Here is a 14,460-nt window from a genome sequence, read left to right on the forward strand (position 1 = left end):
AGCCACTGACAGAAAGGGACGGATAGCCGGTGTCGACGCCGTTCTATGTCTCACCCCAGCAGGCGATGGCCGACCGCGCGGAGTACGCGCGCAAGGGCATCGCTCGCGGTCGCAGCCTTGTCGTGCTGCAGTACGCCGATGGCATCGTGTTCGTCGGCGAGAACCCGTCCCGTGCTCTGCACAAGTTCAGCGAGATCTATGACCGGATCGGCTTCGCGGCCGCCGGTAAGTACAACGAGTACGAGAACCTTCGGATCGGCGGTGTGCGCTACGCGGATCTGCGGGGTTACACGTACGACCGTGATGATGTGACGGCTCGTGGTCTGGCGAATGTGTATGCGCAGACGCTGGGCACGATCTTCTCCAGCGCGGGGGAGAAGCCGTACGAGGTGGAGTTGGTGGTCGCCGAGGTCGGGCAGTCGGCCGAGGGTGATCAGATCTACCGGCTTCCGCACGACGGTTCGATCGTCGACGAGCACGGCTCGGTGGCGGTCGGTGGCAGTGCGGAGCAGATCAGCAATTACCTGGATCAGCAGCACCGTGACGGTATGACGCTGTCGGAGGCGTTGAAGCTGGCGGTGACGGCGCTGTCGCGGGACACCAATGGGGGCGAGCGGGAGATTCCCGCGGAGCGCCTGGAGGTGGCGGTCCTGGACCGTACGAGGCCGCAGCAGCGGAAGTTCAAGCGGATCGTGGGCCGGCAGCTGTCGAACCTGCTCACGGCCGAGGGGGCTGCCGCGACGACGGAGGCCGAGTCGGAGGCGGTGTCCGACGACGAGGGTCCTTCCGAGGACAAGTAGTCGAGAACGCGTAGCTCGTAGCGTGTCGTGTGCCCCGGCCGGTTGGTGAACCGGCCGGGGCACACGTGTGTCAGGGGCGGGGCGCGGCGGGCCCTGTGGAGCCGCGCACGATCAGTTCGACGGGGAGCGGGGCTGTGTCGGCTTCGTGGCCGTCGAGGACGGCGAGGAGTGCGCGCATGCCGTGTGCGCCGACGTCTTCGGCCGGGAGGCGGACGGTGGTGAGTTCGGGTTCGATCGCGGTGGCGAGGGTGAGGTCGTCGAAGCCGGTGATGGAGAGGTCGTCGGGGATGCGCAGGCCCATGCGCCGGGCGGCCTTGTAGGCGCCGGCGGCGAGCTTGTCGTCGTCGCAGACGATGGCGGTGGGTTCGGTGAGGCCGGAGGTGCGCAGCGCGGTTTCGGTGGCGGTGACGGCGTCCTCGACGGTGAGCGGGGAGCGGACGGTGCGCACGGTGGTGCCGGGCAATTGCGCGGTGCGGTGGGCGAGTTCGCGGGCGCGGACGTCGAAGGTCCACGATTCGACGGCGGAGGCGAGGTGGAGGAAGTTCCGGTGGCCGAATTCCAGCAGGTGGTCGGTGATCTGCCGGATGCCGTCGGCGAGGTCGAGGTTGACAGTGGTGTCGCCGGGGCTGCCCGCGGGGTCGCTGTCGAGCATGACGAGGGGGATGGCGGGAGTGTCGGCTCCGCGCAGGTCGGTGAGGGCGTCGGCGGCCATGGAGGAGGCGAGGATGCCGTCGAGGGCGGCGCGGGCGGAGGGGAAGGGGTCGCGGGCGGGGCCGGTGCCTTCGGGTGAGGGGTAGAGGACGACGCCGAAGTCGTGCTGTGCGGCGATGCGGGCAGCGCCCGTGTAGACGCCGGCGAAGAACTCGTTGGTGAGTGCGGGGACGACGAGGAGGGCGGTGCGGGTGCGGCCGGTGCGGAGGTTGCGGGCGGCGAGGTTGGGCCGGTAGCCGAGGTGCTCGGCGGTGGCGCGTACGCGCTCGGCGGTGGTCTCGGACACCCGGCCGCGCCATTTGCCGCCCATGACGAGTGAGACGGCGGCCTGGGAGACGCCGGCGGCGCGGGCGACGTCTCTGCTGGTGGGGCGGGCGGTCGTGGTGCCGTCCGGGCCGCTGGTCACTGGTGCCTCCGTGGGTGTCGTTCCAGGTGCTCGACGTTATCGGGTGGCTCTGCCCGCCGGGCACGTGGTACGTATAACCCCGAGACGTTATACGTAAAACTTCGGACGGGGGCGGGGCGATGGCCGCGGGCTATGCGGAGATCCTCAGGGCGCGGCACGCGATGCGGCTGCTGACGGGGACGTTGGTGGGGCGGCTGCCCAATGCCACCGCCCCGATCGCCGTCGTGCTCTTCGTCCGGGCCGAGGGCGGCACGTACAGCCTGGCGGGCGCGCTCGCGGCGGTGTACGGGGTGGCGAACGCGATCGGGCAGCCGCTCCTCGGCCGGCTCGTCGACCTGCGGGGCCAGCCGAGGGTGCAGTTGCCCGCGGCGGTCCTGTCGGGGCTCGCGATGACGGTCTTCGCGTTCGTCGGGACGGACTCGCTGCCGTTGGCGTACGCGGCGATGGCCCTGGCCGGGCTGTTCACGCCGCCGCTGGAGGGTGGCCTGCGCGCGCTGTGGCCGAGTGTGCTGGCGCGCGAGGAGCAGGTGCACACGGCGTACGCGATGGATGCGATCGCGCAGGAAGTCATGTTCACGGTCGGGCCGTTGCTGGTGACGCTGTGCGTGTCGCTGTGGTCGGCGCAGGCCGCGCTCGTGGTGCTCAATGTGATCGGTGTGCTTGGCGCGCTCTCCGTGGTGCTGTCGAAGCCTTCGCGCGCGTGGCGGTCGGCGCCGCGCGAGGCGCACTGGCTGGGGGCGCTGCGTTCACCGGGGCTGCTGGTCCTGCTCGTCGCCTTCCTGTTCATCGGGACCGCGCTCGGTTCGATCACCGTGGCGGCGATGTCGTACGCGGAGGGGCGGGGCGGCGACGCCGTCTACGGCTGGCTGATGGCGGCGATCGGGCTGGGTGCTCTGGTGGGCGGCAGCGTCTACGGGGCACGCCGGTGGAGCGGCGCTCCGGAGACGCGGCTTCGGTGGCTGGTGGCGCTGCTGGCGTTGTTCTACGTGCCGTTGGTCCTGATGCCGGGGCCGGTCGCGATGGTGGCCCTGATGGTGGTGGCGGGCGTGTTCCTGGCGCCGTGCATCGCGTGCGCGTTCATCGTCGTGGACCGGCACGCGCCGCGCGGCACGGTGACGGAGGCGTTCTCGTGGCTCGTGACGACGTTCATGGTCGGCTCCAGCGTGGGAACGGCCGTGGCGGGCCCGGTCGTCGAGTGGGCCGGCACGCGGTGGGGGTTCGCCGTTCCCGCGGCCACTGGCGCGCTTGCACTGGTCGTGCTGCTTTCAACGGCTCGGGTCCTGGGGGAGCCGCGCACGTCCGGGCGTGTCGCACGCTCGTCGGAAAATGATCCAAACCGTGCCGTCGAACCCCGTTTCAGCTCGGGGGATCGGGCGTAATGTTCAGTCATGGACCGCCGCATTTTCGGGCTGGAGAACGAGTACGGCGTCACGTGTACGTTCAGGGGACAGCGCCGCCTGTCTCCTGACGAGGTGGCGCGGTACCTCTTCCGCCGTGTCGTGTCATGGGGCCGCAGCAGCAATGTCTTTCTGCGGAACGGCGCCCGCCTTTACCTTGATGTCGGGTCACATCCGGAATACGCAACTCCCGAATGTGACAACGTGACCGAGTTGGTCACGCACGACAAGGCGGGCGAGCGCATTCTGGAAGGCCTGCTCGTCGACGCCGAACGCCGCCTGCACGAGGAGGGAATCGCGGGCGACGTATACCTGTTCAAGAACAACACCGACTCGGCGGGTAACTCCTACGGCTGCCATGAGAACTACTTGGTGGCGCGGCACGGGGAGTTCTCGCGGCTCGCGGACATTCTCATCCCCTTCCTGGTCACAAGGCAGTTGCTGTGCGGTGCGGGCAAGGTCCTGCAGACCCCGCGCGGTGCCGTGTACTGCGTGAGCCAGCGTGCCGAGCACATCTGGGAGGGCGTCAGTTCCGCGACGACGCGTTCCCGGCCGATCATCAACACCAGGGACGAACCGCACGCGGACGCCGAGCGCTACCGCCGGCTGCACGTCATCGTCGGCGACTCGAACATGTCCGAGACGACGATGCTCCTCAAGGTCGGCGCCACGGACCTCGTGCTGCGCATGATCGAGGCGGGCACGGTGATGCGCGACCTCACCCTGGAGAACCCGATCCGGGCGATCCGCGAGGTGAGTCACGACATCACGGGCCGCCGCAAGGTACGGCTCGCCAGTGGCCGGGAGGCCTCGGCCCTCGAGGTGCAGCGCGAGTACTACGAGAAGGCCGTGGACTTCTGCGAGCGCAGGGGTATTCGCAGCGGCACCGTGGAGCAGGTTCTCGAGCTGTGGGGTCGCACGCTCGACGCCATCGAGAGCGAGGACCTGGACCGGGTCGGCACCGAGATCGACTGGGTCATGAAGTACAAGCTCATCGAGCGGTACCGCGCGAAGCACAACATGACGATGTCGCACCCGAGGGTCGCGCAGATAGACCTCGCGTATCACGACATCCACCGGCAGCGCGGTCTCTACTACCTCCTGGAGAAGAAGGGCCAGGCCAAGCGGATCTGCAACGATCTGAAGATCTTCGAGGGCAAGTCGGTGCCTCCGCAGACCACGCGCGCGAGGTTGCGCGGTGACTTCATTCGCCGTGCCCAGGAGCAGCGCCGTGACTTCACGGTCGACTGGGTGCATCTGAAACTGAACGATCAGGCGCAGCGCACGGTGCTGTGCAAGGACCCGTTCCGCAGTGTGGACGATCGGGTGGAGAAGTTGATCGCCGGTATGTGATCGCCGGTATGTCGGCGTACACGCTGAGCAATCCGGCCAGGGGCCTCGTACGAATCATTCGTACGAGGCCCCTGGCCGCCCCTTGGAATGACTTGGATCGACAGGGGGAGGGCCTAGAGTGGCCGGACCCCATTCGAGCGACTTGAGGACCACTGTGCGACGCCGACTTGCAGCTCTACTGATCGTGCCGGCACTGGCGCTGACCGCGACGGCTTGCGGCAGCGACGACGGCAAGAAGGATTCGGCGGACAAGGCCGACTCGTCCTCGTCGAAGGCGGCCGCGGTACCGAAGCCGGTCGACAAGGCCGACCCGATGCCGAAGGTGTCGGGGGCGTACGGCAAGCAGGCGAAGATCTCGCTGCCGAAGGGCGACCCGAGCGACAAGTTCGTCGTGCACACGCTGTCCCAGGGCGACGGCCCGGCGGTGAAGAAGAACGACCTGGTGTCGATGAACTTCACCGGCAAGGTCTGGAAAGGCGGCAAGGACCTCGGCTCCACGTACGGCGCGCAGGGCGGTGGTGACCAGATGGTGACCGCGGGCGCCGAGGGTCAGCTTCCGGCGTTCTCGCAGGCCGTGCTCGGGCAGAAGGAGGGCAGCCGGGTCCTCGTCGTGGCGCCGCCCGCCGCGGGCTTCGGCAGCCAGGGCAACCAGCAGGTGGGCATCAAGGGCTCGGACACGCTCGTCTTCGCCCTCGACGTGGGCAAGGTCATCCCGAAGAAGGCCGAGGGCAAGCAGGCCTCGATCCCGTCGGACCTGCCGCAGATCCAGGCCGACAAGGAAGAGCCCGCGACGATCTCGATCCCGAAGAGCGACCCGCCGAAGGAGCTGGTCGACAAGGTCCTGATCCAGGGCAAGGGCGACGAGGTCAAGAAGGGCCAGACGGTCACCATGCAGTACAGCGGTGCCGCCTGGAAGATCAACGAGGGCAAGAAGAAGGCCGAGCTGTTCGACTCGTCCTGGAAGAGCGGTCAGCCGTTCACGACGCCGATCGGTGCCGGCCGGGTCATCAAGGGCTGGGACGAGGGTCTCGTCGGCAAGCACGTCGGTGACCGGGTGCTCCTGGTGATCCCGCCGGAGCAGGCGTACGGCAAGAAGGCCCAGGGCAAGACCCTGCCGGCCAACTCGACGCTGGTCTTCACGGTGGACATCCTCGCCGCGCACTGAGCCGTCGCGCACCGCGCCGGGGAAGATGGCAGACTGTCCCGGTTGCAGAGCAGTCAACAAGCAGGAGCGCTTCACGTGAACATCGACAAGCCCGAGGTCGACTTCCCGATCGGTGACGCACCGACGGACCTCCAGATCGAGGAGATCTGGGAGGGCGACGGGGCCGTCGCCAAGGCCGGCGACTTCGTGAAGGTCCACTACGTGGGTGTGTCCTTCTCCACCGGCGAGGAGTTCGACGCCTCCTGGAACCGGGGCAACCCGCTGGAGTTCCAGCTCGGCGCCGGTCAGGTCATCGCGGGCTGGGACAAGGGCGTGCAGGGCATGAAGGTCGGCGGCCGCCGTCGGCTGACCATCCCGGCGCACCTCGCGTACGGCGACCGTGGCGCCGGTGGCGGCCGCATCGCCCCCGGCGAGACGCTGATCTTCGTGTGTGACCTGATGGGCGTCTGAGTCAGTCACACTCCGACCGCAAGCGGTCAACCGAAGGCCCATGCCTCCTGGCATGGGCCTTCGGCTTTTGCCAGGACACGCCCGAGCGGTACGGTCGTCCGTCGGGAGTCACCTGAGGAGAGGGCGTCGATGGCGATTGCCAAGGCCGAGCGGCTGATGAATCTGGCGCTGTGTCTGCTCGGAACGCGGCGCCCGCTGAGCAAGCGTGAGCTGCGCGGATCCATCGAGGCCTATCTCGAGGCGGGCAGCGACGATTCCTTCAACCGGATGTTCGAGCGCGACAAGGACGATCTGCGCGAACTCGGCCTGGTCATCGAGACCGTGGAGAACCTGGACGGCGAGGTCGGCTATCTGGCCGGCCGCGACAGCAACCGGCTGCCGCCCGTCACGCTCGACGCTGAGGAGGCCGCCGCCCTCGGTCTCGCCGCGAAGGTCTGGCAGCAGGCCCGCCTCGCGGGAGCGGCGAGCGGCGCCCTGCAGAAGCTGCGCGCGGCCGGGATGCCCGAGGAAATGGACCCGTACGAGAGCCATGGCGCGCTCGAGCCGCGGATCCCGGCGCACGAGGCGTCCTTCGAGCCGCTGATGCTGGCCTGCCGCGACCGGCGCCCCGTCGTCTTCGACTACCGCAAGGCCACGGCCGCCCGGCCCGAGCAGCGGCACGTCGAGCCGTGGGCCCTGGAGTGCTGGCGCGGCCACTGGTACCTCGCGGGCTTCGACCGCGACCGGCAGGCCGAGCGGGTGTTCCGGCTGTCCCGGATCACCGGCAAGGTGCGCTCCCGGGCCGGACAGTTCAAGGCGCGGGTGCCGGACGTGGTGACCGTGCGGGAGACCGTGGCGAGCTGGGCGGGGGAGACCGCCGACCGCTCCGCGCTGATCAGGCTGCGGGCGGGAGCGGGCTATCCGCTGCGCGCCAAGGCCGCCTCCGTGCGCGAGCTCGGTGACGGCTGGGACGAGGTGGAGATCCCGTACGGGCACGGGCTCGACGCCTGGCTCGTGGAGTTCGGCCCGGACGTGGTGGTGCTGGAGCCCGCCGAGCTGCGGGCCGATGTCGTGGACCGGCTGCGCGCCGTGGCCAAGGGCTGAGGGGGAGTACGTACAAGCATGGCTTCCAACGCCATTGACCAGACCCGGCGGATGTTGTCCCTGGTGACGTATCTGCGTGAGCGCCCCGGCGCGCGCGTGGAGGATGTCGCGCGGGCGTTCGGCATCACCGAGGACGAGCTGATCTCCGACCTGGACGTGCTGCCGCTGTGCGGGACGAGCTTCCGCGGCGGCGATCTGCTGGACATCGACACCGACGGCGACCGCATCTGGTGGCACAACCCCGACGATGTCGCGGAGCCGCTGCGGATCGCGGCCGACGAGGCGACGGCGCTCCTTGTGGCGGCCCGCGCGGTGGCGACGCTGCCGGGGCTGCGGGAGAGCGACCGGCTCGCGCTGCTGCGGGCGACCGCGAAGCTGGAGGCCGCGGCCGGTGAGGTCGCCGGTGCGAGCGCGCGCCTGAGTGTCACCTTCGAGTCGGAGGGCGGCGTCTTCGCGGACGTCGACCGGGCGATCTCGGAGCGGCGCCGGCTGTGGATCCGCTACTACTCGCCCGCGCGGGACGAGGTGACCGAGCGGGAGATCGACCCGATCCGGCTCGTGAGCGTGGGCCACACCTACGTAGAGGCGTGGTGCCGGCGTTCGGAGGCGCGGCGGACGTTCCGTCTCGACCGGGTCGCCGAGATCAAGGTCCTGGACGAGCCGTCGGCGCCGCCGGAGGTCGAGCTGCGGGACCTGTCCGAGGGGCTCGTGCAGCCCGCGGCCGAGGACCCCGAGGTGGTCGTCGAGGTCGGTCCCGGCGGGCGCTGGGTCGCCGAGTACTACCCGCACGACAGCGCCGAGGAGCTGCCGGACGGCGGGCTGCGGATCACGCTGCGCACGCCGGACCCGTCCTCGCTGCGCAGGCTCGCGCTGCGGCTCGGCAGGGACGGACACATCGTGGCGCCCGCCGAGCTGGCGACCAGCGCGCGGGACGCCGCGCGCCAGGCGCTCGCGGCGTACGACGGGGTGGCGTGAGGGAGTTGGGCGAGCCCCCGGATTCCCGGCGACGCGGCGCGACGTACGGTGCACAACGGACAAAAGGTACGAGGTGTGTGACATGACTGGTGTGGCCGGTTTCACTGACATTGCCGAAATGCCCGCCACGGCGTCCACCGTGGCGCCCGTCGTCTTCAGGGCCGCCTGCCCCGACTGCCGCGCCCGCTTCGAACTGGCCGCGTCGGCGATCCGGTTGGCGATCGGGGGCAGCAGCCGCACCACGTTCTACTCGTTCACCTGCCCCGAGTGCGAGACCTCGGTGCGCAAGCCCGCGGGCGAACGCATCATCGAACTCCTCACCGGTGGCGGGGTGCGCACGCTGCGCCTCCACCAGACCGTCTAGGCTCGGCGCATGTTCTGGGCGATGCTGGCGGTTGCTGTGGGGTTCGTGGGGCTCGCCGTGCTGGCGGTCCTCGCGGTGCGGGTCTTCGTCGAGGCGCAGCGCCTCGGGCGTCAAGTGGCCGACACCACGCAGCGGATCAACCGTGCGGCGGAGGACCTCGAGCGGGCTGCGGTGGGCGTCGCGAAGGCCGGCGGCGACGTGGCCTGACGGCTCGTCGGCGCCCTCGGCGGGAGCGTGGAAAGCGCTTTACCGCCGCGGCCTGTCCCGTTGTCGGGGTCGGCGGGTACGCTCCCTTTGGCGGTCCGGTAGTGAGGCGCGGTCCGCAATTGGGAGGACGCACGGGCATTGCCTCGTGTTTACCCCCACGGGATACGATCGCTGCCAGCACGGTGGTCGGACAACAGTCCGAGGTCCGATCGGTACCGGCAGCCCCGCCCCCTGCCGCCTCAGTGAGAAGGTAAACGGATATGTTCGGAAGGCTCGGTGCACCCGAGATCATCCTGATCCTCGTAGTGGTCATTCTGCTGTTCGGCGCGAAGAAGCTTCCCGACATGGCGCGTTCGCTGGGCAAGTCCGCCCGCATCCTCAAGAGCGAGGCCAAGGCCATGAAGAGCGAGGGCGGCGACAAGTCGGCCGCGCCCTCCGACCCGCCGCAGGACGCCTCGACGCCGGCGCAGCGCACCATCAAGGCGGCCCCCGGTGACGTGGACAGCTCGCGTCCCGTGAACGAGCAGACGAACCAGACGACCAAGAGCTGATCGAAGGCCGCCCCTGCCATGGCGGCCTGCCGCACGAGATGAGGACGTGGGTTGCTCAAGTCTGCCCGCAAACAGGAGAAGGATCCCGAGGGGCGGATGCCGCTCGCGGAGCACCTGCGTGAGCTCCGCAACCGGCTCGCGAAGGCGCTCCTGGCCATCGTCGCGATCACGGTCGTCGCCGCGTTCTTCTACAACGACATCATCAACCTGATCACCCGGCCGATCCTCGACTCGGTCGGCTGCGAGCAGTCGTTCTCGGAGCTGGCGAAGTCCTCGTCGGACAAGCCCTGCGCCCAGATCACGCTCAACGGTCTGCTGACCCCCTTCACGCTCGCGCTGAAGGTGTCGTTGATGGCCGGTGTCGTGGCGGCATCCCCGGTCTGGCTGTTCCAGCTCTGGGGCTTCGTGGCACCCGGACTGCACCGGCACGAGAAGAAGTACGCGTACGCCTTCGTGGGCACGGGCGCGCCGCTCTTCGTCGCCGGCGCGTACTTCGCCTACTCGGTGCTGCCGACGACGGCGAAGGTCCTCATCGAGTTCACTCCGGGCAATGCCCAGAACCTGCTGCCGCTCGACGACCTGCTCGACCTCGTGCTGCGCATGGTGCTCGTCTTCGGCCTCGCCTTCGAGCTGCCGCTGCTGCTCATCTTCCTCAACCTGATCGGCGCGATCACCGGCAAGCGGATGCTCGGCTGGTGGCGCGCGATGATCATGGGGATCACGGTGTTCGCCGCCATCGCGACGCCGAGCACGGACCCGCTGACCATGCTGGCGCTCGCGGGTCCCATCTGGGTCCTCTACTTCGGAGCGGTGCTCTTCTCGCTGCTCAACGACCGGCGCAGGCGGCGGAGCGAGGCCCTGGGGCCCGATGACGACGAGGCCTCCGAGCTCGACCTGACGCCCGAGGACATCGGCGAGATCGAGTCCGTCCCGGCGAGCCGGGCGCTGCCGGAGCAGGCGACCTCCGAGCGCGGGGACGTGGCGACCCGAACGGACCGGGTCAACGGTTACGACGATGTGACCTGAGGTAACTCCGGTTCGGAGCGGGGCACTTGTTAGTGTCCGCCCGTGAGCTGTGAGATCACCCTCTTCGTCAATCCCACCGCGGGACGCGGCCGGGGCGCACACGCTGCGCAGCCGGCCGCTTCGGCTTTGCGGGCCGCCGGTTTCCAGGTGCGCACCGTCGTCGGCACGGACGCGGGCGACGCCCTCGCACGCGCGCGTGCGGCGGTGGCGGAGGGGACCGGGGCGCTGGTGGCCGTCGGCGGGGACGGCCTCGTGAACCTGGCGCTGCAGGCGGTCGCCGGGACCGACACGCCGCTCGGGATCGTCGCGGTGGGCACCGGCAACGACTTCGCCCGCACCCTCGGGCTCCCGATCCGCGACCCGGCCGCGGCCGGGAGGCTCGTCGCCGACGCGCTGAAGGGCTCGCTGACCCGCGAGATCGACCTCGGCCGGATCGGCGACCACTGGTTCGGCACCGTGCTCGCCTCCGGCTTCGACTCCCGCGTCAACGACCGGGGCAACCGGATGCGGCTCCCGCTCGGCCGCTTCAAGTACGACCTGGCGATCGCGCTTGAACTGGCCACCTTCAAGGCGGTGCCGTTCAAGCTGACGCTCGACGACGGCCGTGTGCGCGAGGTCCCCGCGACCCTGATCGCCGTCGGCAACGGGACCTCGTACGGGGGCGGCATGCGGATCTGCGCGGATGCCGACATGAGCGACGGCCTCTTCGACGTGACCGTGGTCGGCGAGTGCTCCCGTACGACCCTGCTGAAGGTGTTCCCGCGCGTCTACAAGGGGACCCACCTCGACCACCCGGCGGTGAGCGTGCACCGGGCCGCGCGTGTCGAGCTGGCCGCGGAGGGCATCACGGGCTACGCGGACGGGGAGCCGGTCGGTGCGTTGCCGCTGGTCGCGCGGTGCGTGCCGGGGGCGGTGCGGATCCTCGCCGGGGACCCCGCCGGGGGCCTTGCCGGATAATGATCGTCCGATGTCAGTGGTCGTCGGTAGGCTGGAAAGCACGATGACAGAGGACCTCTCCCCGGCCGAGCGGTATGCGGCAGCCCGTCAGCGGGCCGCCGAGCAGGCCACCGCACTCGCGACCTTCCGCGAGATGTACGACTTCGGCCTCGACCCCTTCCAGATCGAGGCGTGCCAGGCGCTGGAGGCGGGCAAGGGCGTCCTGGTCGCGGCGCCCACCGGCTCCGGCAAGACGATCGTCGGCGAGTTCGCCGTACACCTTGCCCTGCAGCAGGGCAAGAAGTGTTTCTACACGACCCCCATCAAGGCCCTGTCGAACCAGAAGTACCAGGACCTCTCGAAGCGCTACGGCGCGGACAAGGTCGGCCTGCTCACGGGCGACAACAGTGTGAACAGCGACGCGCCCGTGGTCGTCATGACCACCGAAGTGCTGCGGAACATGCTCTACGCGGGCTCCCAGTCGCTCCTCGGGCTCGGCTACGTCGTGATGGACGAGGTGCACTACCTCTCCGACCGCTTCCGCGGCGCCGTCTGGGAAGAGGTGATCATCCACCTCCAGGAGTCGGTGACACTCGTCTCCCTGTCGGCGACGGTGTCGAACGCGGAGGAGTTCGGCGACTGGCTCGACACCGTGCGCGGCGACACCGAGGTGATCGTCTCCGAGCACCGGCCCGTGCCGCTGTTCCAGCACGTGCTCGCCGGGCGCCGGATGTACGACCTCTTCGAGGAGGGCGAGGGCAGCAGGAAGGCGGTCAACCCCGACCTGACGCGGATGGCGCGCATGGAGGCCAGCCGCCCCTCGTACCAGGACCGCAGACGCGGGCGGCACATGCGCGAGGCCGACAGGGAGCGGGAGCGCAGACAGCGCTCCCGGATCTGGACGCCGGGCCGCCCCGAGGTCATCGAGCGGCTCGACTCCGAGGGCCTGCTGCCCGCCATCACGTTCATCTTCAGCCGCGCCGCCTGCGAGGCCGCCGTCCAGCAGTGCCTGTACGCGGGCCTGCGGCTCAACGACGAGGACGCGCGGGCCGAGGTCCGCTCGATAGTCGAGGAGCGCACGGCGTCGATTCCCGACGAGGACCTGCACGTCCTCGGCTACTTCGAGTGGCTCGAAGGCCTGGAGCGCGGCATCGCCGCACACCACGCGGGCATGCTGCCGACGTTCAAGGAGGTCGTCGAGGAGCTGTTCGTGCGCGGCCTGGTGAAGGCCGTCTTCGCGACCGAGACGCTGGCGCTCGGCATCAACATGCCCGCCAGGTCGGTGGTGTTGGAGAAGCTCGTCAAGTGGAACGGCGAGCAGCACGCGGACATCACGCCCGGCGAGTACACCCAGCTCACGGGCCGCGCGGGCCGGCGTGGCATCGATGTCGAGGGCCATGCCGTGGTGCTGTGGCAGCGCGGCTTCAGCCCCGAGTACCTGGCGGGACTCGCGGGCACGCGCACGTACCCGCTCAAGTCGAGCTTCCGGCCCTCGTACAACATGGCGGTGAACCTGGTCGAGCAGTTCGGCCGGCACCGGTCCAGGGAGCTCCTGGAGACCTCCTTCGCCCAGTTCCAGGCGGACCGCTCGGTCGTCGGCATCTCGCGGCAGGTGCAGAAGAACGAGGAGGGGCTCGAGGGCTACAAGGAGTCCATGACCTGCCACCTCGGCGACTTCGAGGAGTACGCCCGGCTGCGGCGCGAACTCAAGGACCGCGAGACCGAGTTGGCCAAGCAGGGCGCGGCGCAGCGGCGCGCGCAGGCGGCGGCCGCGCTGGAGAAGCTGAAGCCCGGCGACGTCATCCATGTGCCGACGGGGAAGTTCGCGGGCCTCGCGCTCGTGCTCGACCCGGGCATTCCGGCCGGCCGGTCCAACGGGCACCGCGGGTTCGAGCACCACGACGGGCCGAGACCGCTGGTGCTGACCGCCGAGCGGCAGGTCAAGCGGCTCGCGTCGATCGACTTCCCGGTGCCCGTGGAGGCGCTGGAGCGGATGCGGATCCCGAAGTCGTTCAACCCGCGCTCGCCGCAGTCCCGGCGTGACCTCGCCTCCGCGCTGCGCACCAAGGCCGGCCACATCGTGCCGGACCGGCACAAGAAGAAGGGCCGCTCGCAGGCCGCCGACGACCGGGAGATCACGCGGCTGCGGGCCGAGCTGCGGGCGCATCCGTGCCACGGCTGCTCCGACCGCGAGGACCATGCGCGCTGGGCCGAGCGCTACTACCGGCTCAAGCGGGACACCGGGCAGCTGGAGCGCCGGATCGAGGGGCGCACCAACACGATCGCGCGGACCTTCGACCGCATCGTCAAGCTGCTCACCGAGATGGACTATCTGCGCGGCGACGAGGTGACCGAGCACGGCAAGCGGCTCGCCCGCCTCTACGGCGAGCTGGACCTGCTCGCCAGCGAGTGCCTGCGGGACGGCGTCTGGGAGGACCTGAACCCGGCCGAACTCGCGGCGTGCGTCTCGGCGTTGGTGTTCGAGGCGCGTGTCGCGGACGACGCGATGGCGCCCAAGCTGCCGACCGGCAAGGCCAAGGCGGCGCTCGGCGAGATGGTGCGGATCTGGGGTCGGCTCGACGCCTTGGAGGAGGAGTTCCGGATCAACCAGGCGGAGGGCGTCGGCCAGCGCGAGCCCGACCTCGGCTTCGCCTGGATCGCGTACCAGTGGGCCTCCGGCAAGGGGCTCGACGAGGTGCTGCGGGAGGCCGAGATGCCGGCCGGCGACTTCGTGCGCTGGTGCAAGCAGGTCATCGACGTGCTGGGACAGATCGCGGCGGCCGCGCCCACGGAGGGCTCGACGGTGGGGCGCAACGCGCGCAAGGCCGTGGACGCCGTGCGCAGGGGAGTCGTCGCCTACTCCTCGGTGGGCTAGGCAGCCCCGGAGCGGAAGAGGAAGCGGAAGAGGAAGCGGTACGTACGTCGGCGGGCCCACCTGGATGCCAGGGGGGGCCCCCCCCGCGGTGGGGGGGGGGGGGGGGCGCGGGCCCCCAATGTGCAAAGTTGGGGAAAGCGGCCGCGCGGGGGAATTTATGG

14 protein-coding genes are annotated in these 14,460 nt (G+C 69.9%); 13 read left to right on the forward strand and 1 reads right to left on the reverse strand.

Translation table 11 applies throughout. The features are described 5' to 3' along the window. Positions 1-29: 29 nt before the first annotated feature. Positions 30-800, forward strand: coding sequence for a proteasome subunit alpha (gene prcA / locus ACFV9W_RS14165; protein WP_385759625.1), 771 nt, complete (start codon positions 30-32; stop codon positions 798-800). 70 nt (positions 801-870) lie between these two features. Here prcA and ACFV9W_RS14170 read toward each other — a convergent pair whose 3' ends face one another. Then, positions 871-1,917 carry a LacI family DNA-binding transcriptional regulator gene (locus tag ACFV9W_RS14170; protein ID WP_385759628.1) on the reverse strand — a complete coding sequence of 349 codons (1,047 nt, stop codon included), beginning with the start codon at positions 1,915-1,917 and terminating at the stop codon, positions 871-873. A 119-nt stretch (positions 1,918-2,036) separates the two neighbouring features. Between ACFV9W_RS14170 and ACFV9W_RS14175 the strand changes: the two genes are divergently transcribed. The 12 genes from ACFV9W_RS14175 to ACFV9W_RS14230 all read left to right on the forward strand — a co-directional run bounded on the left by ACFV9W_RS14175 (position 2,037) and on the right by ACFV9W_RS14230 (position 14,299). Next, the gene (locus ACFV9W_RS14175) at positions 2,037-3,296 is read left to right on the forward strand and encodes an MFS transporter (RefSeq protein ID WP_385759631.1); all 1,260 of its coding nucleotides are present in this window, start codon (positions 2,037-2,039) and stop codon (positions 3,294-3,296) included. 9 nt (positions 3,297-3,305) lie between these two features. Further along, positions 3,306-4,667, forward strand: coding sequence for a Pup--protein ligase (gene pafA, locus ACFV9W_RS14180; RefSeq protein ID WP_385759633.1), 1,362 nt, complete (start codon positions 3,306-3,308; stop codon positions 4,665-4,667). Positions 4,668-4,821: 154 nt separating this feature from the next. Next, entirely contained in the window at positions 4,822-5,832 is a 1,011-nt protein-coding gene (locus tag ACFV9W_RS14185) for an FKBP-type peptidyl-prolyl cis-trans isomerase (RefSeq protein ID WP_385759636.1), read from the forward strand. Positions 5,833-5,907: 75 nt separating this feature from the next. Further along, positions 5,908-6,282, forward strand: coding sequence for an FKBP-type peptidyl-prolyl cis-trans isomerase (locus ACFV9W_RS14190; RefSeq protein ID WP_385759639.1), 375 nt, complete (start codon positions 5,908-5,910; stop codon positions 6,280-6,282). Between the two features lie 129 nt (positions 6,283-6,411). Further along, a complete protein-coding gene (locus tag ACFV9W_RS14195) occupies positions 6,412-7,365 on the forward strand; it encodes a helix-turn-helix transcriptional regulator (protein ID WP_385759642.1) in 954 nt (317 codons plus the stop codon). Between the two features lie 18 nt (positions 7,366-7,383). Next, on the forward strand, positions 7,384-8,340 hold the full coding sequence (locus ACFV9W_RS14200) for a helix-turn-helix transcriptional regulator (RefSeq protein ID WP_385759644.1): 957 nt from the start codon (positions 7,384-7,386) through the stop codon (positions 8,338-8,340). A 118-nt stretch (positions 8,341-8,458) separates the two neighbouring features. Continuing rightward, entirely contained in the window at positions 8,459-8,704 is a 246-nt protein-coding gene (locus tag ACFV9W_RS14205) for a hypothetical protein (RefSeq protein WP_385759647.1), read from the forward strand. Between the two features lie 9 nt (positions 8,705-8,713). Then, positions 8,714-8,911, forward strand: coding sequence for a hypothetical protein (locus tag ACFV9W_RS14210; RefSeq protein WP_385759650.1), 198 nt, complete (start codon positions 8,714-8,716; stop codon positions 8,909-8,911). Between the two features lie 260 nt (positions 8,912-9,171). Then, a complete protein-coding gene (gene tatA / locus ACFV9W_RS14215; protein ID WP_385759653.1) occupies positions 9,172-9,462 on the forward strand; it encodes a Sec-independent protein translocase subunit TatA in 291 nt (96 codons plus the stop codon). A gap of 51 nt (positions 9,463-9,513) precedes the next feature. Then, complete coding sequence (gene tatC, locus ACFV9W_RS14220; RefSeq protein ID WP_385759656.1) at positions 9,514-10,488, forward strand: twin-arginine translocase subunit TatC; 975 nt, start codon at positions 9,514-9,516, stop codon at positions 10,486-10,488. A 42-nt stretch (positions 10,489-10,530) separates the two neighbouring features. Further along, positions 10,531-11,445, forward strand: coding sequence for a diacylglycerol kinase (locus tag ACFV9W_RS14225; RefSeq protein WP_385759659.1), 915 nt, complete (start codon positions 10,531-10,533; stop codon positions 11,443-11,445). 43 nt (positions 11,446-11,488) lie between these two features. Continuing rightward, positions 11,489-14,299 carry a DEAD/DEAH box helicase gene (locus ACFV9W_RS14230; RefSeq protein WP_385759661.1) on the forward strand — a complete coding sequence of 937 codons (2,811 nt, stop codon included), beginning with the start codon at positions 11,489-11,491 and terminating at the stop codon, positions 14,297-14,299. The last annotated feature ends 161 nt before the right edge of the window (positions 14,300-14,460 follow it).

Source organism: Streptomyces sp. NPDC059897 (assembly GCF_042730865.1).
Taxonomy (GTDB): domain Bacteria; phylum Actinomycetota; class Actinomycetes; order Streptomycetales; family Streptomycetaceae; genus Streptomyces.